Here is a 20,954-nt window from a genome sequence, read left to right on the forward strand (position 1 = left end):
TGCGGTGCGGACGACTTCGGCGCGAGTCCGCGAATCCCGGGACACCGCAAGCCGAAACTGGCACTATCCGAATGGCGGCCCTCTTCGCTGCCGAGCCCGTCACGAGTACCGCTCGCAGAGTGATCGGATGGCCTTTGACCATTTCTCGAAGACAGGATTCGACGCTCGATGGTTACCTGGCTACTCAGTATCGTGTCGGGACTGATCGTCGCGACCACCACGTTCGGGGTGACGCGGTTCTACGACGCGACGCGGGTCCGGCGTAAATTCGGACACCTGAATGTCCTGGCCGAAGGCCAGGACATTCAGATAGTGATCCCCGATTTCCATGCCGGCTGGCTCTCGATCTACGGCACCGATCAGAAGGCGGAGATGCCGCCGAATGTCCGGGTGATGCCGATGGCGGAGGGCGGCGCGATCGCCGAGGCCGTGCTGGCCTGGCGCGGGCTCGGGAATCGGAATCGGATCAGTATCAGCACCCAGGACGCCTACCAGGACACTCACGGTCTGACGATTCTCATCGGCGGCCCGAGCGTCAACAGGTTGACCGGGAATCTTCTCAAGCGGTGCTTTCCGAAGTTCCAGATTCGCTATCCCGAGCACGTGGCGTCCTACGGTTCGATGAGTTACGACGTGACCGCGGACGAGAACGGCTCGCTGCTCGAGGACTACGGATTCATCGCGGTCAGCCGCACGCCGTCCGGGAAACGGTGCGTCGCGCTGTTCGGCGTCTGGGCCTTCGGCACGCTGATCGCCACCATCGCACTGCTCGAGCGGGTGGCCAGGGGCACCGATGTCTGGAATCTCATCCGCGACAAAAAGGATTTTCTCGTGGCCGTGCATTGTGAATTGGACGGGCTCGAATACAGCAACATTCGAATAATCGGATACGAAGAGATGTAGCGGCGGTTCGAGTGCCGCCGCTACATTTTTCCGCAGAGAATTATCGGAAGACGAGAATTTCTTTCGCGCCCGCCCGCGCGTGCGGGAGAAACGCTTCCCGGAAACGATCGAAGGGAATGCGCGTCGTCGTCGAGCCGATGACGCCGGGCCAGGTGGCATCGACCTCGCGCAAGAGATCGATCGCGTCCTCGAAATGCACCCGCGAGGAGTTGACGACGCCGAACAGCACCTGATTGCGCTTGACCATGGTGCCGAGCAGCGCACCGCCGTCCACCTCGGCGTGCTGCCCGCTCGGCAGGCCGACGACGCAGCAGGACGCGTTCTCCGCGCCGTGTGTCGCCAGCAACCGCGGCAGGAACGCCACGCCCGCCGCGTCGATGATGCTGCGGTGGGCCGCGATCGTCTGCTCGGTCACCATGTCGCCGGGAACCAGTTGGTGGGATTGGTATTCCGCGCCGAAAGAGGTCGCCGCCTGGGCCGCGAGCGAACCCGGCGGCGCGGGATCCACCACGGTCACCTTGTGTCCCGCGAATCGCAGGAAGGCGGTGGTGAGCAGGCCGATGATGCCGCAGCCGATCACCAGCGTATGGCCGGACGGATCCGACATGCCCAGCCGCTGGTCCATCGTTCGCAGCGTGTCCAGCGCCTTGACCACGATGGATGCGGGCTCGATCAGCACGCCGAGGTGGATCAGCTCCTCCGGAACGGGGACGAGTTTGTCGGCAGGCGCGCGCCAGTACTCGGCCATGAAGCCGTCGAGTTCGCGAATGCCGCGCTCTTTCCACGATCCGTTGCTGCACAGGTCGGGTCGGCCCCGGCGGCATTGGCTACACGGCACCGGATCGGGATCGCGGACCACGCAGGTGACCAACTGACCGGTTTCGATTCCGGGCGTCGAACTGTGCACCACCCGCCCGAGGACCTCGTGGCCGAGCACCATTTCGTCCGCCGACGCGGGTAGCTGTCCCTCTGTCCCCGCGACGATTTGGATGTCGGTCCCGCAGACGCCCACCTCCAGGGTGCGAATCAAGGGGCCGCGCGGATCGATGGCATCCATCGTTCTGATCACCTCGCGCGGCGCGCCCGTGGAATCGGGCGGTACGACGAGGCAACGCGCGCGTATTATCCGATCCTCGGATGTTCCGGCATAATCCACTTCGCACTCCTTGTTCGGAATCGTCGGTGAAGCAGATGATCGATGTGTGCGGGATTCGGCTTGATGGGCGCATTCCGCCACACGGGGAGTTTAACGGACCCGATCGTCGGCGGATCGATGATCGTGATTCGCCACTGCTTCATGGTGGCGGTACCCGGCGGTCTTCGACATGAACGCCGTAACATCCTGAATTCACCTCGGTTTCGCGGACGAAAACTGACTCGAGGCCACCTTCGCGGCCATTTCGCCGTTTGTTCGATCGGGATCGGTGGTGCCGGTGAACAGGCGATCGTGCTGGAAATTGTCCGCCGAACGACCTCGGTCGCCGAATGCGGCGTGGATCGCCCGCGGCGGCGGCGCCGGGCGGCTTGACATGTTCAGCGGTCTTGACGCGGCGCATCGATGACAAGGGCGTCATGTGACGTTCCGCGACGAGGAATTCGATTGGACAACTGAACTTTCGCCCGCCGCGCCCGGCGGTTTTCGCTCGGTGCAAAAGACGGTGCGCGGCGCTGCGGGCGGGGGCATCCTGGGAGGTGCCTGGTTTCGATGGCGAGAGGGTGGTCGGTGTGGACGATGCGATGGACGCGTACTCGCGAACGGTGATCGCGGTGGCCCAATCGGTCACGCCACACGTGGCGAGCCTGCGAACCCGGCGGGGGAGCGGTTCTGCCGTGGTGTTCACCGACGACGGATTCCTGCTCACCAACGCCCACGTCATCGGCGCGGCCACGCGCGGCGAGGTGGTGTTCGCCGACGGCGTCGAATCCCGCTTCGAGGTGGTCGGCATCGACCCGCTCTCGGACCTGGCCGTGCTGCGCGTGCGGGGCGGTGGCGGGCCCGGCGCGGCGGTGCTCGGCGACGCCGACAAGCTCGTGGTCGGTCAGTTGGTCGTCGCGGTGGGCAGTCCGCTGGGTCTGGCGGGTTCGGTCACCGCGGGCGTGGTCAGCGCGCTCGGGCGGGCGGTGCCGGTCGCCTCGCGCCGCGCCGGACGGGTCATCGAGGACGTCATCCAGACCGACGCCGCGCTGAATCCCGGCAATTCCGGTGGAGCGCTGTCGGATTCGGCGGGTCGGGTGGTCGGCATCAACACCGCCGTCGCGGGAATCGGCCTGGGACTTGCCATTCCGATCAACGCCACCACCCGACGCATCATCGCCACCCTGCATTCCGAGGGCCGTGTCCGCCGCGCCTACCTCGGACTGGTCGGTGTCCCGGCCCCGTTGCCGTCCGACGTGGCCGAGCGGACCGGACAACAGGCAGGGGTGCGCATCGTCGAGGTGGTGCGCGGCGCGCCCGCCGACACCGCCGGGCTGTACCGCGGCGACCTGGTGCTCAGCGTCGGGCGGTCGGAAGTCCGCGACGCCCAGGGCATCCAGCGTCAGCTCTTCGCCGACGCCATCGGCCGACCCACCCCGGTCACCGTGCTGCGCAACGGCGCGATGGTCGACGTGATCGCCGTACCGAGCGAACTGACCGTCGACTAGCTACTCGATAGCAACGGCGGTTTGTCTGCGATGCGGCCTGGCGAATCCGGGCTGCCGACGGCCAACCGCTGGTACGCGACATCGACGCACCTTGCCGAAACCGTCCTCTCGGGGACTGTTCGAATCTGCCTGGAAAATGCCATCTTGTTCAGTTCGGGGCGGCCTTCTGGCAGGCGATCCTCGGATTGGCCGGTGTATCGGTGAACGTCATGGTGTGACGTGAGGCCTCGGCGATACGAGGGAAACCCACGGTGTCGAGTACGCGGCGTTGCTACCATGTGGCAATCATCGAGTGTTGGGGTCCTGCGGTATGGAAAGGCGGATTTCGATGGTTCCCAATTGGTGTCGATGGGCCGGGACCGCGGCGATGGTGGTCGCGGCGACAGCGGCGTGTACGGCGGACGACGGGGAGAAGCCTGCGTCGGCGGCGACGACCACCGCGACCGCGGGCCAGGCGCCGGACACCGGGAAATTCGTGCCCAAGTACGACCGTGCGATGCTTTCGGAGCTGGCGAAGGACGGTAAGAGCGTCGCTCAGGACAACCACGTCATCGAAGACCTGGCCGAGGCGTTGGGTGCGATGTACCGGCTGCCGAAGGATGTTCCGGTCGTCGGCATGGAATGCGGCGGGTTCAACGCCTATTGGGACCCCGAGAAGCAATCGATCGTCCTCTGCTACGAGATGTTCGGGGAGGCCGAGAAGTATGCGAGGGCGCAGTCCGAGGGACGCCCTGACTATTTCAACCTGTACTTCGACGGCGTGACACGCATGATCACCTTCCACGAGTCCGGACACATGGCGATCGATCTGTATTCACTGCCCACGACGGGACGCGAAGAGGACTCCGCGGACCAGCTCGCCGCCCTGCTCGAGTTGACCACCCCCGGCCCCACCGGGGTCGGCAGCGTGGCCGCGGCGGCCGACTTCTGGTTCGACATCTCCGACGATCCGGGCACCTTCGACGCGCACTCCTTCGCCGACGAACACTCCCTCTCCCAGGTACGTGCCTACAACCTGCTGTGCTGGGACTACGGCGCGCTACCCGACGTGCTCGGCGTTCTGGTGACCATGCCGGGTGAGCCGGATCAGAAGGGGCGCCTGCCGTTGGAGCGTGCCATCAGCTGCGTCGACGAGTACAAGAAGATGCGCGGTTCGTGGGAGACCCTGCTGAAGCCTTATATCAAGGTGAACCTCGGCGTTTCCGACGCCACCGGCGCCACGACCACGGGTGCGGCACCCGCCACGACAACGACCCGGTAGAGCTGGCCGGTCATCCCCTCGATTCGGGGTTTGCCCCTGTGCGCCCGCCGCGTCGCCGGAATGCGATCGAGTGCAGTGGCCGAACCGGACGCGAGCCGTGTGATCCGGTCAGTCGCGGACGGCCAGCGGTTCGGCGAGCAGATCCTCGGATGGTAGGGCTTCGGACGGTAGCGCTTCGGGCTGCCAGCGGGCGTCGACCACCAGCCCGAGCAGTCCGATGGCAAGGCACACGCCCGAGACCACCACCATGGCGGGATGGGAGCCGCCGGTCAGGGCGTCGGCCAGGATGACGGTGGCGATGGTGCCGGGGGCCGAGCCGACGAAGGTGGCGGCGAGGTACGGCCAGAAGCGGATCGAGGAGAGTCCGCAGCAGTAGTTGACCACCGAGAACGGCGCGAAGGAGATGAGCCGCAGCGAACCGACGGCCAGCCAGCCGCGCCGCTCCAGCCGTTCGTCGATGGCCCGTACGGCGGGATGCGTGAGCCGGGACGCCACTTTGGTGCGGTCCAGCGCGCGCACCGAGAGGAGCGCCAGACCGGCGGCGACCACCGTGGCCGAGAGCGCGACCGCGGTGCCGGGCAATGCTCCGAAAAGCACACCGCAGCTGACGGTCAGTACCGTGCGCGGCAGCGGCGCCACTGCCAGAATCGAATAGACCCCGAAGAACACCAGCGGGAACCACGGACCGACCGAGCCTGCCCACTGCTGGATCTGCGTCGGACCGGGTAGCGGGACCAGCAGCACCGCGACGAACAGCGCACCCACGCCGGCGAGCGAGGCGAGGATACGCGGGTTACGGAACAGCCTGGTCACCCGCGACAGGTTACCGGTTGGTAGTGGCGGCCAGGGTCAACCGATGCTGCCGCTGCCGCTAGCATCGAGGGAAACGGGACGAATGCTCGTTAACCGAAGTACTCGCTGAGCTGGGCGAATGCGACGGTTTGGGCGCGCACCCCGGGTGCGCCCCGTGGTCGAGTGGAAGAGGAACAGCAGCTATGCCGATTGCTTCAGATCCGTCTCCGGGCGCGGAGCTCGTGGAGCCACCCGAGGGCGCGGATCCGGTTCCCCAGTACGGCGCCTGGCGTAAGGGTGTCGCGGGTGTGCTCGCCAAGGCGCGCAGGGTCGAGGTCGCCGAGTTGCCGGACGAGCCGGAGCAGCTGCTCGCGCAGACCACCTACGACGGGCTGACCGTCGCACCGCTGTACACCCGGCGCGACGAGCGGCCCGAACTGCCGCTGCCCGGCGCCTTCCCCTTCGTGCGCGGCCGCGACGCCACGCGCGACGTGCACCGCGGCTGGTACGTCAGCGCCTTCGTCGGCGCGGGCGACGGAGCCGCCGCCAAGCGGGAGATCCTGGCCGGACTGGAGAACGGCATCAGCGCGATCTGGCTCGGCGTCGGCGAGCGCGGCGTCCCGGTCACCGAGCTGTCCGCGGCGCTGGACGGTCTGCTCTTCGAGCTGGCGCCGCTGACCCTGGACGCGGGCGAGCACGTATCGTCCGCCGCCGCAGCGCTTTTCGCGGCGCTGGACGGCTACGAGGCGCCGCAGCGGGCCGATATCCGGATCTCGCTCGGCGCGGCGCCGCTCACCAGCCGCTTCGCCGGCGTCGCGGACGCGGATCTCGCGGAGACCGTCGCGCTGGCCGCCGAGGCGATCGCGCGGCCGGAGTCGGCGCGCGCGATCACCGTGGACGGCACCGTCTTCCACGACGCGGGCGCCTCCGACGCGCAGGAACTCGGCGCCGCGGTGGCCGCGGGCCTGGAGTATCTGCGTGCGCTCACCGAGGGCCAGGACATCGCGGACGCGCTCGGCCAGCTGGAATTCCGGTTCGCCGCCACCGACGACCAGTTCGCGACGATCGCGAAATTCCGTGCCGCGCGCAAGCTCTGGGCCCGCGTCGCGCACGCGTGCGGCGCGCCGGACTTCGGCGGCGCACCGCAGCACGCGGTGACCTCCGCGGCCATGATGAGCCAGCGCGATCCCTGGGTGAACATGCTGCGCACCACGCTCGCCGCGTTCGGCGCGGGCGTGGGCGGCGCGGACACCGTGACCGTGCTGCCCTTCGACTCCGCGCTGCCCGCGGGTGAACTGAACGTATCCAAATCGTTCGCGGACCGCATGGCGCGCAACACCCAGTTGCTGCTGCTGGAGGAATCGCATCTCGGCCACGTCCAGGATCCGGGCGCGGGCTCCTGGTACGTCGAGGAGCTCACCGCCGAATTGGCCGCCAAGGCCTGGGAATTCATGCAGGAGCTGGAGGCCGCGGGCGGCTATCTGGCCGCGCTGGACTCGGGTCTGCTCGCCGAGCGCGTCGCCGCCACCAAGGCCGCCCGCGATTCCGATGTCGCGCACCGCAAGACCGCGGTGACCGGCGTCAACGAATTCCCGAACCTGGCCGAGCAGCCGCTCTCGGCGGCGGCCCGCACGCCGAGCCGGGTCGCCCGCTACGGCGCGGCCTTCGAAGCGCTGCGTGACCGGTCCGATGTGTACCTGGCGGCCAACGGAACCCGGCCGAAGGCGCTGCTCGTGCCGCTCGGCACGGTGGCCGAGCACAACGTGCGGGTCACCTTCATCGCGAACCTGCTGGCTTCCGGCGGTATCGAGTCGATCAACCCGGGCCCGCTGGACGTGCCCGGAATCGCCTCCGCCGCAACGGAAGCCGGTGCCCCGATCGCGGTACTCTGCGGTTCGGACGCGCGCTACGGCGCGGAGGCGGGCGCGGCGGTCGATGCGCTGCGCGCCGCCGGTGTGACAACGGTGCTGCTGGCGGGTGCGGCGAAGGCCGTCGCCGAGCTGAGCGGCACGCAGCGCCCGGACGGATTCCTCGCCGCGAAGATCGACGCGGTGGCGGCGCTGTCCGGCCTGCTGGAGAAGGTGGGAGCCTGATGACTACGCGTGAGATCAAGCACGTGATCGGCAATTTCGCCGAGGTGCCGCTCGACGAGCACGCGCCCGAACCTGCCGCGGTCGACGCCGCCCAGGTCGAGGCCTACATGCAGGGCGCGGCGGCGGCCAACAACTACACCCCCGAGCAAGTGGTGTGGTCGACCCCCGAAGGCATCGACGTGCCGCCGGTGTTCACCAAGGCCGATCGCGACGCCGTCGCGGCCGAGGGCTATCCGCTCGACAGCGTGCCGGGTGTGGCGCCGTTCCTGCGCGGTCCGTACCCGACCATGTACGTCAACCAGCCGTGGACCATCCGCCAGTACGCGGGCTTCTCCACCGCGGCCGACTCCAACGCCTTCTACCGCCGCAACCTGCAGGCCGGTCAGAAGGGCCTGTCGGTGGCGTTCGACCTCGCGACGCACCGCGGCTACGACTCCGATCACCCGCGCGTGCAGGGTGACGTCGGCATGGCGGGCGTCGCCATCGACTCCATCCTCGACATGCGCCAGCTCTTCGACCACATTCCCCTGGACCAGGTAAGCGTGTCGATGACGATGAACGGCGCGGTGCTGCCGATCCTGGCGCTCTACGTCGTCGCGGCGGAGGAACAGGGCGTCGCGCCCGAACAGCTGGCCGGAACCATTCAGAACGACATTCTGAAGGAGTTCATGGTCCGCAACACCTACATCTACCCGCCCAAGCCCTCGATGCGGATCATCTCCGACATCTTCGCCTACACCAGCGCGAAGATGCCGAAGTTCAACTCGATCTCCATCTCCGGCTACCACATCCAGGAGGCCGGAGCCACGGCCGATCTGGAGCTGGCCTACACCCTCGCCGACGGCGTGGAGTACATCCGCGCGGGCATCGACGCGGGCATGGAGGTCGACAAGTTCGCGCCGCGGCTGTCGTTCTTCTGGGCCATCGGCATGAACTTCTTCATGGAGGTCGCCAAACTCCGTGCGGGACGGCTGCTCTGGAGCGAGCTGGTCGCGAAGTTCGAGCCGAAGAGCGCGAAATCGCTGTCGCTGCGCACCCATTCCCAGACCTCCGGCTGGTCGCTGACCGCGCAGGACGCCTACAACAACGTGGCGCGCACCTGTATCGAGGCGATGGCCGCGACCCAGGGCCACACCCAGTCGCTGCACACCAACGCGCTCGACGAGGCGCTGGCGCTGCCCACGGACTTCTCCGCGCGCATCGCCCGCAACACCCAGCTGCTGATCCAGCAGGAGTCCAACACCACCCGGCCGATCGACCCGTGGGGCGGCTCCTACTACGTCGAATGGCTGACCCACCAGCTTGCCAACCGCGCCCGCGCGCACATCGCCGAGGTGGAGGCGCACGGCGGTATGGCGCAGGCGATTTCGGAGGGCATCCCGAAGCTGCGCATCGAGGAAGCCGCCGCCCGGACCCAGGCGCGGATCGATACCGGCCAGCAGCCGGTGATCGGCGTCAACAAGTACCAGGTGGAGGAGGACCACGAGGTCGAGGTCCTCAAGGTCGAGAACTCGCGGGTGCGCGCCGAGCAGATCGAGAAGCTGCGGCAGCTGCGCGCCGACCGCGATCCCGTGGCCGTCGAGCGGGCGCTGAACGAATTGACCCGCGCCGCTTCCTCTTCGGAAGGCGGTATGGCGAACAACCTGCTCGCGCTGGCCATCGACGCGGCGCGCGCCAAGGCCACCGTCGGCGAGATCTCCGACGCGCTGGAGAAGGTGTACGGCCGCCACCAGGCCGAGATCCGCACACTCTCCGGCGTGTACCGCGACGAGGCAGGGAAGGTCACCAACATCACCACGGCGAGCGAACTCGTCGAGGAATTCGCGGAGGCCGAAGGACGGCGGCCGCGCATCCTCGTCGCCAAGATGGGTCAGGACGGACACGACCGAGGACAGAAGGTGATCGCCACCGCCTTCGCCGATCTCGGCTTCGACGTCGATGTGGGCCCGCTGTTCCAGACCCCGGAAGAGGTGGCGCAGCAGGCGGCCGACAACGACGTGCACGTCGTCGGTGTGTCCTCGCTGGCGGCAGGCCACCTCACGCTGGTGCCCGCCCTGCGGCAGGCACTGGCCGATGTCGGGCGGCCCGACATCATGGTCATCGTCGGCGGCGTCATCCCGCCCGGTGACTTCGACGAGCTCTACCAAGCGGGCGCCGCCGCGATCTTCCCGCCCGGCACCGTCATCGCCGAAGCGGCGATCGATCTGCTGAAGAAGCTCGCGGCCGAGCTCGGTCACGACATCGGCAGCGGCGCCGCGGAATCCGCCGCCGCCGAATGACCGACGCAGACTCCGCTCCACCACGCGGGGGAGCGGCGCGCCGCACCATCGACGTCGACGCACTCGCCACGGCGGTCCGCAACAACGAGCGGGCCGCCTTGGCGCGGGCCATCACCCTGGTCGAGTCGACCAGGGCCGATCACCGGGCTTTGGCACAGCAGCTGCTGCTGAAGCTGACCCCCGAGACACACGGTTCCGCGAGCGCGGTCCTGTCGAATCGGGTCGGCATCACCGGTGTTCCCGGCGTCGGCAAGTCGACGTTCATCGACGCGCTCGGCATGTACCTGATCAGGAAGGGGCATCGGGTGGCGGTGCTCGCCGTCGACCCGTCCTCGACCCGCACCGGCGGCTCCATCCTCGGCGACAAGACGCGGATGGCGCGGCTCTCGGTGGAGCGCGACGCCTATATCCGGCCCTCGCCGACGGCGGGCACGCTGGGCGGCGTGGCCAAGGCGACCCGCGAGACCATCGTGCTGCTGGAAGCGGCGGGCTACGACGTGATCCTGGTGGAGACCGTCGGCGTCGGCCAGTCCGAGGTGACGGTCGCGAACATGGTCGACGTGTTCTGCTTCCTGACCCTGGCTCGCACCGGAGATCAGTTGCAGGGCATCAAGAAGGGCGTGCTCGAGCTCGCCGATCTGGTGGCGGTGAACAAGGCCGACGGCAAGCACGAGGTGGAGGCCAAGGCGGCCGCGCGCGAGCTGGCCGGCGCGCTGCGCCTCATCCACCCGCACGACGCGCTGTGGCGTCCGCCGGTGCTGACGATGAGCGGTCTGGAAGGCGTCGGCCTGGACAAGTTCTGGGACACGGTGCTCCAGCACCGCCGGGTGCTCACCGACGCGGGGGAGTTCGACGAGAAGCGCCGCCGCCAGCAGGTCGACTGGACCTGGACGATGGTGCACGACCAGCTGCTGCGCAGGCTCGCCGACAACCCGAACGTGAAAGCGATTCGCGCGCAGGTGGAAAAGCAGGTGCGCGAGGGCACGCTGACCGCGGCGCTCGCCGCCGAGGAAATCCTCGACGCCTTCGACAACGCGAGCGACTGACCGTCCGCGCGGTGCGATGGCCGAGACGCGGCGAAGCGTCTCCGGTGGCCGACCCCGAGGGCTTCGGGCAGACGGATGGCGCGGCGCGACCGTTCGAGTGGGCTACGAGACCAGCTCGAGGTGCGGGGCCTCGCTCCGGCAGGCGCCTTCCGCGCGGGTGAGGAGGCGGTCGATGGCGTCGGCGACCGGCCGGGGCTGCTCGAGGATCACGGAGTGACCGGCGCCGTCGAGCAGCACCAGATCCGAGTACTCGACGGCGGCGGCCATCGCGACGGAATGCGACGGCGGCGTGATCAGGTCGGCAGACCCGCACAGCACCAAGGTGGGGATCTTCGACAGCACGGCGAGCGCCTCGGTCTGGTCGAAGGCGGCGAAGGAGCTGAGGAAGCTCGCCATCGTCACGATCGACGTCTGGTTGTGCATCGCGCCCGCGAGGGCGAGAACCCTGGGGCTGACCCGGCGATCGCCGAATTCGGCGGTGCGGATGAGCGGCGCGAAGACCTTGCTCGCCACGAGCTTCGCGTGATGCATCGTGTTCGGAGCGCGCCGGACCGCGGCCTGGAACAGGGAGAGGGCCGGATTGCGCAGGAGGCGGCCGAAGCCGGCGTCGGCGACCCCGCCCGCGGCGGTCGCGATCAGTGCGACGCCGACGATGCGTGTGCCGATCTGGTGCGGGTACCGGGCCGCGTAGGTCAGCGCGGTCATGCCGCCCATCGAGTGGCCGACGAGGACGACCGGTCCGGTGGGGGCGACCACGTCGAGGACGTGGCGCAGGTCGTCGCCGAGCTGCTCGATGTTGTAGGTCCGATGCGACGCCGCGTCCGAGACGCCGTGGCCGCGGTGGTCGTAGCAGACGACCCTGGCGCACTCGTAGCGACGCAACAGCGCGTCTCGGACGTAGGCCCACGATCCGGTGTGCAGGCAATGCCCGTGCAACAGCACGACCGTGAGGTCCGCGTCGCGGGGGCCGTATTCGCGCACGGCGAGTTTTACACCGTCCCCGGTCCGGACCGTGAGACGTCGTCGCGCCTTGGTGGCGATGCTGCTGACGTTCGACATGGCGTGCTCCGGTTCGCTGATGGTGGCTTGTCCTACTGTCCGCCATCACGGCCGCCGATAGCAGGCCCCCGAGTGCTGAGGCCGGTCCCCCAGAGGTGGAGCGGAATCACCACCTAGGTGAGGTCCGGCTCGGCGGGTCCGGCGCGGCGATCGAAGGTCTGTTGCGGGCGGCCGAACGCACCGAGACGGCGGTGAGCTGAGCTTTTACCTCGCGATGCTGTGACGGATCACCGCGCGCCTTCCACGATGTGCCCACCCGGGCTATTGTGCTGTAACTTACTGGCCGGGAACAGGGTTCGTCGCGGCAGCGATCGACGTCCTGTTCTCCGAATGTGTTTCACCTACGCAGTGGGAGTGTTTGCCGTGGCAGGTCGGCATCGTCGGGTAACCAACTCCGGGGCACGTAATGCCGTCCGGCCCATGGTAGGTGCGGTGCCGATCGCGCTAGTCGTGGTCTGCGCGGGCACGGCGACCGCTGACCCGACCGTCGCTCCCGCGACGCCAGGCATCACCCAGCCCGAGCAGCCGGTGCAGCCTGCGGTGACGCCGACGACGCCCCGCCAGCCCGGTGTCACCACCGAGCCGATCCGGCCGGCCGAGCCGGGCCCGTCCGACCCTGTCCAGGTGCCCGAACCGAAGGTCGACCCCGGACTCGAGCGCGTCGAACCGGCGACTCCGGAACCGCAGCCGGTTCCGCAGAGCGCGCCGGTCGAGCCGGAAGTCCACCAGGAGCCGCAGCTGCCCGAGGTCGCGCCGCACACCCTGCGTGTCGGTGACTTCAGCGCACCCATGCCCCAGGAAGTGCCCGGCGACGTGCTGGCCGGCGTGAATCACGGTATCGCCGAGTTCCAAGCCCAGGTGACGGCGGCATCGCAAGGCGTCGGCGTCGGCATCGACTCGCATCGAGCGGGCAACATCGTCGGCGGCGCGCTGATCGGCGCGGCTGTCGCGGGTGTGCCCGCCGCGGTGATCGGCGGGGTCGGCGGCGGGCTGATCGGGGCAGGCGTCGGATTCGGGGTCGGCGTCGCGGGGACGGCGGCGGGCGGCGTCATCGCGGCCGCCGCGGCAGGTGTTCCCACCTGCGGCGCAGGTGCGGTGCCCGCTCTCGGAGCGGCACTGGTCGCCGCCGTCCCTGTCGCCGGTGGCGCGACGGTGGCAGGCGCCGCGATCGGCGCCGCGGTCGGCGCGGCCGCGGTCGGTCTTCCCGCCGCCGCGGTCGGCGGCCTCATCGGCGGCGCGGTGGGTTCGCAGTTCGCCTGATCACCCGTTCGTAGCGAAGAGCCGGACGAGACCCCGCCGTTGCCACAGCGACGGCGGGGTCTGTCGCGCGTGGTGACACGGGCGATCGGACTCATGGCGGTGCCTCGCCGCGCCCAGCCTCGCTTCGAGGAGTGCCAGCGAGAGTCCGACCGGGAATACCCGCTGGTCCGGCTCACCGATGGTGACCGCGCCCGTTATGTCAAGCGTGAGGCGCCCGAGCCGAGCAGACGCCTGACCTCGGCGTCGAGGTCCCCGGTGTCGAGCGCGTGATCCTCGAGCTCGCCGAGCTGCGCGAAGGCGGCATGCAGACCGGTGATCGCGCCGCGTCCCGCCGTGCGTGTGTCGACAGGGTCGGGACTTTTCGCGTCGGGTCCTCGGTTGTACGTGGGGCCGATAATGGATGTCGGGAACTACATCAGCTCGCTCTGCGAAGGAGGACGCGTGACCGACACGCGGAAGGCGATTCTGGCCGGCGGATGCTTCTGGGGAATGCAGGACTTGATTCGTAAGCAGCCGGGGGTGCTGTCCACGCGGGTCGGGTACACCGGTGGGCGCAACGATCACCCCACGTACCGGAATCATCCGGGCCATGCGGAGGCCGTGGAGATCGTGTACGACCCGGCGGAGACGGACTACCGCGCGCTGCTGGAGTTCTTCTTCCAGATCCACGATCCGAGCACGAAGGATCGGCAGGGCAACGACATCGGGACCAGCTACCGCTCGGGCATCTTCTACCTCGACGAGGATCAGAAGCGGGCCGCGCTGGAGACCATCCTCGATGTCGAAGACTCCGGGCTGTGGCCGGGCAAGGTGGTCACCGAGGTGACACCGGCGAGCGAGTTCTGGGAGGCCGAGCCGGAGCACCAGGATTACCTGGAGCGCTACCCGGACGGGTACACCTGCCACTTCCCGCGGCCCGGGTGGAAACTGCCGAAGCGGCAGACCGCGTAAGGGTTTCGCCGAAGACCGACCGTTGCCGAAGCGCGGTCGGTCTGTCACTCTTGTTGTCATGATCAGTGGAAAGGACGACACCACCGTCGTCCGGTGAGTGGTCTCACGCAGCGAGAAGCTGCAGAAATCCGTCGAAAATGGTCGGGCCGGATGCTGTCCACCACACCCGCCGACCGTCCAGCCGCCGAAGCGGCGATCTCCTTACTCTACGAATCGGCGGGACTGAGTCCGCCCCGATTCCGGTGGGTCTCCTCGCCGTTGATCGCGTTGACGACCGGTGAACCGGGGCTGTCCGATCAACTGGGGCAGCGGTGGCGCGGCCTCGATGGCACTGTGCCGCAGGCTCTTTGGTCGGACGTCGCCGCCGATCTGCCGCGTGCGGCCCAGATGCCGGGTCGATTGTTCGAGATGTGGGTTGCCACGCCACTGCTGTCGTCGTGGAGCAACTACGTGCAGCCGATTCTCGATGCGGCGCACGGTCGGCGCAGCCCATTGCTGCAGTGGAACACTCGATTCGGGATCGGCTGGATTCCGGCTTGGTCCGATGTTCGATACGGGCGTCATCCCCGTTCGATGCGGCTATGGGATGCGCTGGCCGCGACCGTCAGCGCATGTGGCCCATGGTGGTGGCCGGACGAACGGCTGTGCATCGTTTCGGACCCGCCGGAGACGCTCCTCATGGAGACGGCGGGCGACCACGACGAGATGCGGCCGCACTGTGCCGACGGCCCCGCCGTGCGCTTCCGCGACGGCTGGGAGCTGTACTTCTGGCACGGCACGCGGGTGCCCGAGTGGGTGATCACCGACCCGACGGCAGCCGCTATAGATCGCGAATCCAATGTCGAGGTACGGCGTTGTGCGATCGAGCATCTCGGGTGGCCCGCCTACCTCGAGCAGGCCGGGATGCGGCTCATGGCGACCGCGCCCGATCCGGGAAACCCCGGCTTCGACCTGCTGCTCTACGACCTGCCCCGCAACGAACGCGTCCTCGTCGCGGTGAACGGATCGGTCGAACGCGACGGCACCCGCCGCCGCTACGGCCTGACCGTGCCGGGACATCTCGACGACCCCCTCGCCGCGGCCGCCTGGACCTACGGCCTGAGCCGCGCGCAGTACTCCCAACTCCTCCATCGCACCTGAGGTGAGACACATGACCGATTCCCTTGTGCTCGAACAGCTCGAGCAGACGATTCGAATCCCGATCATCGACGGCATGCACGCGCAGGGCGACCTCCTCGTCATTCCCGCGCATCTGCTCGATTCGGTGACACCACTCCCGAACGCGGAATGGCGCCTCGTCCCGCCGGGCGGCATCGAGGTGCTGCGCGGCGCGGCAGGCGGCAACCCGCACACGCTCGTCGCCGAACCCGGCTCGTGCCGATGGACAACGCAGCTCTACGACCCCGAGGCCCTGGCTCTGGGCATGTTCGTGGCCGACGCCGTCGCCTATCTCATGCATCCTGAACACGGCGCCACCGGGTCTGCTCCCGGCGCCTACGTCATCCGTCGCCAACGCGAGAACAGCAACTACGGGGCCCGCCTCGTGGCCGACTGAGTTGTCCGGGAAGGTGTTTCGCGAGCCTCGGCCGATCAGGCGGTGCCACCGAGGGGTTCGAGGAGTATCCGCGGGGTGGCGGCGAGGCGCTACCGTTGTGCCTCCGAAGTGGTTCCACAAAGCGGTATCCCCGTACCGGAATAATTTAGCGTTGAGATAAATTACTTAACGCTGAACGAAAGCGGAGCGAGGAGGTTCTGACGATGCGGATCACGGTGTTCGGAGCGGCGGGAGAGGTGGGACGCCGGGTCGTGGCCGAGGCGCTCGCGCGGGGGCACGAGGTGACGGCGGTCGTGCGCAATCCCGAAAGGGCAGCGGGGCTGCCGGTCGGCGTAGCGGTGCGTACGGGCGATGCCGCGAACGCGGCAGACGTCGAAACACTCGGTGCGGGACAGGATCTGGTGATCACGGCGACCCGCCCCGCCGTCGGCCGGGAAGCCGAGCTGTCGGGGATGACCGCGGCCCTGCTCTCGGGAGCGGCCCGCTCCGGGGTTCGGCTCTTGCTGGTCGGCGGTGCGGCGACGCTGATCGTCCCCGGCGCCGAGGGTGCGACCTTGCACGAGATGCCGGACTTCCCAGTCGAGTTGCGGGCGATCGCCCAGGCTTGCGCCGACCAACTCGCCCTGTGCCGCGCCGATGCGGTCGCGGACTGGACCTACCTGAGTCCACCGGCGGAACTGGCGCCCGGCGAGCGTACCGGCGCATACCGCGTCGGCGGCGACGAACTGCTCGGTGATCCGGACGGCGTCTCCCGAATCTCGATGGAGGACTTCGCGGTCGCGCTGCTCGACGAGGCGGAGCGCCCGGCGCACCGCGGCGTCAGGTTCACCGTCGCGGCGGCGTGAGAACCGGCGCCGAGGTCGGAAAGCGAGCGCGAACGCGCTCGCTCCCGACCTCGGCGCTGGATTCACACCCGATCGGGTGGCGTGGCTCAGTGTCCGGGCGGCGGCGGTACCGGCCTGCCGTCGGGGCCGAGCGGCGGCGGGCACGGCTTGCCGTCGGCGCCGATCGGCGGGGGCAGCGGCTTGCCGTCGGCGCCCAGCGGCGGAGGCAGTGGCTTGCCGTCCTGGCCCAGCGGGGGCGGCGGGCAGCCGTTGCCGGGATGGCTCGGGTCGTGATCGAACTGCGCCGCAGGCAGGATGTGGGTGAGGGGTTCTGCCGTGACCGATCCCGCGGTGATCGCGCCGAATGCCGCGATCGCGGCGGAAGCGAGGAGGGTGGCCGCTCGAAGCCTCATGCGTCGTCCTGTCTCGAAAGAGGTTGTCTGTCATGGCATTGGACGTTTCGCGGCGCATTCGGTTCCCTTGCGCGCGCAGATGTGACGGGCATCACCGAAGATGCGCGGCACGATGCCGCTGGACCCGATCAGGCGGTGACGCCGGACTCGGGTCGGCTTCTCACCCGGTGATCTCCCTGATGCGCGCGGCGAACTCGGCGTCGGTGCGCTCGAAGGCTTCGCGGATGGCGCCGAAGAGGGCTTGGATCTCGGTGGCGACCGCGATGTACTCGGCGAGCGTGTCGTAGGCGTTGTTGGGTCCGCCGAACGCCTTCTCCCGGAACAACTTCACCAACTCGATCGCCGACCGGAGCCGTGGATCGTCCTCGCCGAGCCCCCAGTGGCCGAGGTCGCCGAGCACCCGCGCGTCGTGCTGCGCGGCCGCGAGCGCGGTGATCAGGTCCTGGCACGCGCGGTCCAGGTCGAGGAAGACCTGAGGTTCGAGGCGCACTTGTAGCGCACCGGCTTTCGCGTCTTCGATGAATGCCCCGAACGGGTTCGTCACGGCCATGGCGGTCGCCCCTTCCACTGGTTCCGTCGATGAATCAGACGCGCCAGCCCCGGAACCGGTTCCATCGAAACACGAATTCACCCCGCGGGCCGCCGGTTTCCGGCGTCCGCTGGGCGAGCACGTCGCGCGGGAGCCGCGCCCCTCGGCTCGTCAGCCCGCGTCGCGGGCGATGACGAGCGGGCAGTTCGCAGAGAGAAGCAGGGACTGGCTGGTCGAGCCGAACACCATGCTGCTGAAGCCGCCCCGGCCCCGGCTCCCGACCACCAGCAGCTGCGCCTGCTCGGACCGTTCGCGCAGCAGGCGTTCCGGCCGGTCCTTGACGACCGCCCGGTGGATGCGGACGCCTGGGAAGCGCTCCTGCCAGCCCGCCAGGCTCTCGGCGAGCACGTAGTCCATCTCGGTGGCGATCGAGTCCGGCTCGAATCCGTAGCGCTCGGGCAGCTCGACGCCGGTCCAGACGTGCAACGCGATGACGTCCACCCCGCGCGCCGCCGCCTCGGCCAGCGCGATGCCGACCGCGGGCTCGCTCACCTGGGTGCCGTCCACGCCGACGATCACCGGCCGCGAACGCATTTCCGGCGAGAGGTCGATGCCTTCGCGCACGATCGCGACGGGACAGTGCGCGCGCCGCGCCAGCGCCGAGCTCACCGAACCGAGCAGGGCCCGGCGCAGGGTGCCGCGTTCCCTGGTCCCCACCACGATCATCCGGGCGTCCGCGGTGTGATCGAGCAGGCTCGGGGTGGTCACCGCCTGCGCGAGCTCGGTGGTGACCTCGACGCCGCCGAATTCCGCCGCCGCTTTCTCGGCCTGCTGGGTCGCCGCGTCGAGCAGCCTGCGACCGTGGTCGGTGAGTCGCGCGTGGTCGGCGCTGGTGAGCGGCTCCGTGGCGCCGGGACCGTAGTCGGCCACCACGTCCACGATGTGGAGCAGGTGCACCGGCGCCCGGTGTCGCGCGGCCGTCTGCGCCGCCCAGATCACCGCCGCCGTCGAGCCGGCGGAACCGTCCACGCCGACCAGGAACGCCGGATTCACCGCCATGACCGCTCCTCTCGTGTGCCACGCGCCAGCTGCCCTCGAGAAAGTTCCGGTGGACACGGCCACCACCCGTGACGATACCCCGTGTGATCGTCGGTCTTCCGGCGCCGAAGGTCGCACCGACGGCGCCGCGGGCCGATCGCCGGACTTCGTTCAGGAGGAGGTGGCCGCGGGCTCCTCGGCCTTTTCCAGGACGGTGGCGACATGCCGCCTCGGACGTTTCGTCCACGGCATCCACCAGTTGGCGCCGCCCATGAGCTGCACGAGCGCGGGCACGAGCAGCATCCGCACCAGGGTCGCGTCGATGACGAGGGCGACGATCATGCCGATGCCGAGGAACCGCATCGGCGTCAGCGGCGAGAGCGTGAACGCGCCGGTGACCAGGACGAGCAGGACGGCCGCCGCCGTGATGACGCGCGCGGTCTTCACGGTGCCGACGCGCACCGCCTCGGCGGTGTCCGCGCCCGCGTTGTGGGCCTCGACCATGCGCGAGAGCAGGAACACCTCGTAGTCGGTGGAGAGCCCGAAGACCACCGCGATGATCAGGACCATCATGCCCGCGGCGATCGGCCCGACGCTGACGCCGAGCACGCCCGCCAGGTGCCCGTCGGCGAAGATCCAGGTGAGCACGCCGAATGTCGCGGCGAGGCTGAGGAAGGCCATCGCGACGGCCTTGAGCGGCAGCACGATCGAGCGGAAGGCGGCCAGCAGCAGGCCGACGGTGGCCAGCACCATGGCCAGCACCATCAGCGGCATCCTCGCCACGATGGAGTCGACGCTGTCCCGGGTGGCCGCGGTGTCGCCGCCGACCCGAATCACGGTGTCGGGCGGCGGCTCGAGCGCCCGGATGTCGCGCACCGCGGCCGCGGCGGCGTCGCTGCGATCGGTGGCGGTCAGGAAGACGTGCACCACCACGAAGTCCTCGGCCCGCCCGACTTGCAGCACCGAGCGGACGCCGGACACGGAACCGAGCGCGCGCAGCGTCTGGTCGACCGCGGCCGCGTTGGGCACCGAGCCGTCCACCCCGCGCAGCACCGCGGTGACGCCGCTGCTCGCGGCGGGGAAGTCGGCGGTGAGCCGGTCGACGGTCTCGCGCATCGCGTTGCCCGCGGGCAGCGCGCGGTGATCGATGTCGCCGAGCCGGATGCCGCCGAGCGGCGCGGCCAGCGCGAGCAGCACCGCGCCCACCGCGATCGTGACCGTGCCCGGCCTGCGCAGCACGGCGCCGACGATGCGGCCCCAGAACCGTTCGGTGCGTTCGTTCGGCGTGGCGCGCCCGATGCGCGGCCCGAACAGAGCGAGCATCGCGGGCAGCACGGTCAGCGACAGCGCGGCGGCCAACCCGACGGCGGCGATGGCACCGAAACCCAAGGAGCGCAACACCGCCTGCGGGAAGACGAAGGTACCGGCGAACGCGCAGATCAGCAGCAGCGCCGAGAAGGCGACGGTGCGGCCCGCGGTCGCGCAGGTCCGTTCGATCGCTCTCGGCACGTCGCGCCCATCGGCCATCTCCTCGCGGAACCGGTTGACGAGGAACAGGCCGTAGTCGATCGCCATGCCCAAACCGAGCAGCGAGGCGATGTTGACCGCGAAGGTGCTCACCTCGGTGATCTCGCTGAGCACCCGGATGGCGCCCATCGCGCCCGCGACGGCGAGCATGCCGACCACCACCGGCAGCGAGGCCGCCGCGACGCCGCCGAACACCAGCACCAGCAGCAAGAGGGTCACGGGCAGCGAGATCGATTCCGCCACCAGCAGATCCCGCTGCGACTGGGCGGTGATCTCGGTGGACAGCGCGCTGTAGCCGGACAGCTCGGTGTCGATGCCGGGAACGCGCAGCGCTGCTTCGAGTTTCGGGTAGGCGGCGATGCGCTCCGTCTCGTCGCCCGCGGTGAACACCACCGCCAGCGCGTGACGCCGGTCGGGGGAGCGCAGGAAGTTCGTGCGCGGTGGGACGCTGTTCCAATAGCTTTCGATCGGCCGCGCCAGCAGCGCGGGATCGATGGCGGCGATCGCCGCGCGCACCCGTGGCCCGATGTCCTCGAGTGTCTGGCCCTCCGGGGCCGTGTAGATCGCCACCACGTCGGGATTCTGCGGGCCGAAATGCTCGGTGACGAGCCGGTCGACCAGTGCGGATTCGCTGTTCGGGTCGATGACGCCGCCCGCGCTGAGCTGCTTGGCGGCGCCCGCCCCGAACAGGCCGCACAACCCCATCACAACCACCGCGACACCGAGCACGGTGCGCGGTCGCGCCATCACGAACCGGGCCCAGGCGATCATCGCCGACCTG

At 69.2% G+C, this 20,954-nt stretch carries 19 protein-coding genes; 12 read left to right on the forward strand and 7 right to left on the reverse strand.

All coding sequences use genetic code 11. The features are described from left to right. The first annotated feature begins 168 nt into the window (after nt 1-168). Nucleotides 169-903 (forward strand): hypothetical protein, encoded by a 735-nt coding sequence (locus AC3EO7_RS02030; protein WP_435590290.1) that lies wholly within the window; start codon nt 169-171, stop codon nt 901-903. A 40-nt stretch (nt 904-943) separates the two neighbouring features. Here the strand turns inward: AC3EO7_RS02030 and AC3EO7_RS02035 are convergent, their stop codons facing one another. Further along, nucleotides 944-2,059: an alcohol dehydrogenase catalytic domain-containing protein gene (locus AC3EO7_RS02035; protein WP_431968874.1), complete on the reverse strand. Its 1,116-nt coding sequence runs from the start codon at nt 2,057-2,059 to the stop codon at nt 944-946. 42 nt (nt 2,060-2,101) lie between these two features. Between AC3EO7_RS02035 and AC3EO7_RS02040 the strand changes: the two genes are divergently transcribed. From AC3EO7_RS02040 to AC3EO7_RS02050, 3 genes are all read left to right on the forward strand, one after another. Then, entirely contained in the window at nt 2,102-2,431 is a 330-nt protein-coding gene (locus tag AC3EO7_RS02040; protein WP_488186252.1) for a hypothetical protein, read from the forward strand. Nucleotides 2,432-2,640: 209 nt separating this feature from the next. Continuing rightward, a complete protein-coding gene (locus AC3EO7_RS02045) occupies nt 2,641-3,546 on the forward strand; it encodes a S1C family serine protease (RefSeq protein ID WP_431969106.1) in 906 nt (301 codons plus the stop codon). Nucleotides 3,547-3,874: 328 nt separating this feature from the next. After that, complete coding sequence (locus AC3EO7_RS02050) at nt 3,875-4,807, forward strand: DUF4344 domain-containing metallopeptidase (protein ID WP_435590291.1); 933 nt, start codon at nt 3,875-3,877, stop codon at nt 4,805-4,807. A gap of 108 nt (nt 4,808-4,915) precedes the next feature. On the opposite strand, the gene AC3EO7_RS02055 is transcribed toward AC3EO7_RS02050, so the two are convergent. After that, nucleotides 4,916-5,620, reverse strand: a complete 705-nt coding sequence (locus tag AC3EO7_RS02055) for a TVP38/TMEM64 family protein (protein ID WP_435590292.1) — start codon at nt 5,618-5,620, stop codon at nt 4,916-4,918. 182 nt (nt 5,621-5,802) lie between these two features. On the opposite strand from AC3EO7_RS02055, the gene AC3EO7_RS02060 reads away from it, so the two are divergent. From AC3EO7_RS02060 to meaB, 3 genes are read left to right on the forward strand one after another with little or no spacing between them, the layout of a single operon-like run. Further along, a complete protein-coding gene (locus AC3EO7_RS02060) occupies nt 5,803-7,692 on the forward strand; it encodes a methylmalonyl-CoA mutase family protein (protein WP_435590293.1) in 1,890 nt (629 codons plus the stop codon). Further along, nucleotides 7,692-9,971, forward strand: a complete 2,280-nt coding sequence (gene scpA / locus AC3EO7_RS02065) for a methylmalonyl-CoA mutase (protein ID WP_431968864.1) — start codon at nt 7,692-7,694, stop codon at nt 9,969-9,971. The genes AC3EO7_RS02060 and scpA overlap by 1 nt, the downstream gene beginning before the upstream one ends. After that, nucleotides 9,968-11,017, forward strand: coding sequence for a methylmalonyl Co-A mutase-associated GTPase MeaB (gene meaB / locus AC3EO7_RS02070; RefSeq protein WP_435590294.1), 1,050 nt, complete (start codon nt 9,968-9,970; stop codon nt 11,015-11,017). The genes scpA and meaB overlap by 4 nt, the downstream gene beginning before the upstream one ends. Before the next feature lie 102 nt (nt 11,018-11,119). On the opposite strand, the gene AC3EO7_RS02075 is transcribed toward meaB, so the two are convergent. Next, nucleotides 11,120-12,076 (reverse strand): alpha/beta fold hydrolase, encoded by a 957-nt coding sequence (locus AC3EO7_RS02075; protein WP_431968860.1) that lies wholly within the window; start codon nt 12,074-12,076, stop codon nt 11,120-11,122. 432 nt (nt 12,077-12,508) lie between these two features. Between AC3EO7_RS02075 and AC3EO7_RS02080 the strand changes: the two genes are divergently transcribed. The 5 genes from AC3EO7_RS02080 to AC3EO7_RS02100 all read left to right on the forward strand — a co-directional run bounded on the left by AC3EO7_RS02080 (nt 12,509) and on the right by AC3EO7_RS02100 (nt 16,687). Next, nucleotides 12,509-13,336 (forward strand): hypothetical protein, encoded by an 828-nt coding sequence (locus tag AC3EO7_RS02080; RefSeq protein WP_431968858.1) that lies wholly within the window; start codon nt 12,509-12,511, stop codon nt 13,334-13,336. A 441-nt stretch (nt 13,337-13,777) separates the two neighbouring features. Then, nucleotides 13,778-14,287, forward strand: a complete 510-nt coding sequence (msrA, locus tag AC3EO7_RS02085) for a peptide-methionine (S)-S-oxide reductase MsrA (RefSeq protein WP_435590295.1) — start codon at nt 13,778-13,780, stop codon at nt 14,285-14,287. A gap of 150 nt (nt 14,288-14,437) precedes the next feature. Beyond that, entirely contained in the window at nt 14,438-15,427 is a 990-nt protein-coding gene (locus tag AC3EO7_RS02090) for a DUF6745 domain-containing protein (protein ID WP_435590296.1), read from the forward strand. 10 nt (nt 15,428-15,437) lie between these two features. Beyond that, a complete protein-coding gene (locus tag AC3EO7_RS02095) occupies nt 15,438-15,842 on the forward strand; it encodes a hypothetical protein (protein WP_435590297.1) in 405 nt (134 codons plus the stop codon). Nucleotides 15,843-16,045: 203 nt separating this feature from the next. Beyond that, a complete protein-coding gene (locus AC3EO7_RS02100; RefSeq protein WP_431968850.1) occupies nt 16,046-16,687 on the forward strand; it encodes an NAD(P)-dependent oxidoreductase in 642 nt (213 codons plus the stop codon). Nucleotides 16,688-16,773: 86 nt separating this feature from the next. Here AC3EO7_RS02100 and AC3EO7_RS02105 read toward each other — a convergent pair whose 3' ends face one another. The 4 genes from AC3EO7_RS02105 to AC3EO7_RS02120 form a co-directional block, all read right to left on the reverse strand. Further along, nucleotides 16,774-17,079 (reverse strand): hypothetical protein, encoded by a 306-nt coding sequence (locus tag AC3EO7_RS02105; protein ID WP_435590298.1) that lies wholly within the window; start codon nt 17,077-17,079, stop codon nt 16,774-16,776. A gap of 160 nt (nt 17,080-17,239) precedes the next feature. Continuing rightward, on the reverse strand, nt 17,240-17,629 hold the full coding sequence (locus AC3EO7_RS02110; RefSeq protein WP_431968846.1) for a hypothetical protein: 390 nt from the start codon (nt 17,627-17,629) through the stop codon (nt 17,240-17,242). Between the two features lie 150 nt (nt 17,630-17,779). After that, complete coding sequence (locus tag AC3EO7_RS02115) at nt 17,780-18,667, reverse strand: universal stress protein (RefSeq protein WP_435590299.1); 888 nt, start codon at nt 18,665-18,667, stop codon at nt 17,780-17,782. A gap of 150 nt (nt 18,668-18,817) precedes the next feature. Next, nucleotides 18,818-20,944: an MMPL family transporter gene (locus AC3EO7_RS02120; RefSeq protein ID WP_435590300.1), complete on the reverse strand. Its 2,127-nt coding sequence runs from the start codon at nt 20,942-20,944 to the stop codon at nt 18,818-18,820. Nucleotides 20,945-20,954: the final 10 nt, after the last annotated feature.

The sequence above is a fragment of the Nocardia sp. bgisy118 genome, from assembly GCF_057708605.1.

Excerpts from the sequence above, each read along its gene's own strand:
- AC3EO7_RS02030 (WP_435590290.1), top strand. The coding sequence starts at position 169 with ATGGTTACCTGGCTACTCAGTATCGTGTCGGGACTGATCGTCGCGACC.
- AC3EO7_RS02040 (WP_488186252.1), top strand. The coding sequence starts at position 2,102 with ATGTGTGCGGGATTCGGCTTGATGGGCGCATTCCGCCACACGGGGAGT.
- AC3EO7_RS02045 (WP_431969106.1), top strand. The coding sequence starts at position 2,641 with ATGGACGCGTACTCGCGAACGGTGATCGCGGTGGCCCAATCGGTCACG.
- AC3EO7_RS02050 (WP_435590291.1), top strand. The coding sequence starts at position 3,875 with ATGGTTCCCAATTGGTGTCGATGGGCCGGGACCGCGGCGATGGTGGTC.
- AC3EO7_RS02060 (WP_435590293.1), top strand. The coding sequence starts at position 5,803 with ATGCCGATTGCTTCAGATCCGTCTCCGGGCGCGGAGCTCGTGGAGCCA.
- scpA (WP_431968864.1), top strand. The coding sequence starts at position 7,692 with ATGACTACGCGTGAGATCAAGCACGTGATCGGCAATTTCGCCGAGGTG.
- meaB (WP_435590294.1), top strand. The coding sequence starts at position 9,968 with ATGACCGACGCAGACTCCGCTCCACCACGCGGGGGAGCGGCGCGCCGC.
- AC3EO7_RS02075 (WP_431968860.1), bottom strand. The coding sequence starts at position 12,076 with ATGTCGAACGTCAGCAGCATCGCCACCAAGGCGCGACGACGTCTCACG.
- AC3EO7_RS02090 (WP_435590296.1), top strand. The coding sequence starts at position 14,438 with ATGCTGTCCACCACACCCGCCGACCGTCCAGCCGCCGAAGCGGCGATC.
- AC3EO7_RS02095 (WP_435590297.1), top strand. The coding sequence starts at position 15,438 with ATGACCGATTCCCTTGTGCTCGAACAGCTCGAGCAGACGATTCGAATC.
- AC3EO7_RS02100 (WP_431968850.1), top strand. The coding sequence starts at position 16,046 with ATGCGGATCACGGTGTTCGGAGCGGCGGGAGAGGTGGGACGCCGGGTC.
- AC3EO7_RS02105 (WP_435590298.1), bottom strand. The coding sequence starts at position 17,079 with ATGAGGCTTCGAGCGGCCACCCTCCTCGCTTCCGCCGCGATCGCGGCA.
- AC3EO7_RS02110 (WP_431968846.1), bottom strand. The coding sequence starts at position 17,629 with ATGGCCGTGACGAACCCGTTCGGGGCATTCATCGAAGACGCGAAAGCC.
- AC3EO7_RS02115 (WP_435590299.1), bottom strand. The coding sequence starts at position 18,667 with ATGGCGGTGAATCCGGCGTTCCTGGTCGGCGTGGACGGTTCCGCCGGC.
- AC3EO7_RS02120 (WP_435590300.1), bottom strand. The coding sequence starts at position 20,944 with ATGATCGCCTGGGCCCGGTTCGTGATGGCGCGACCGCGCACCGTGCTC.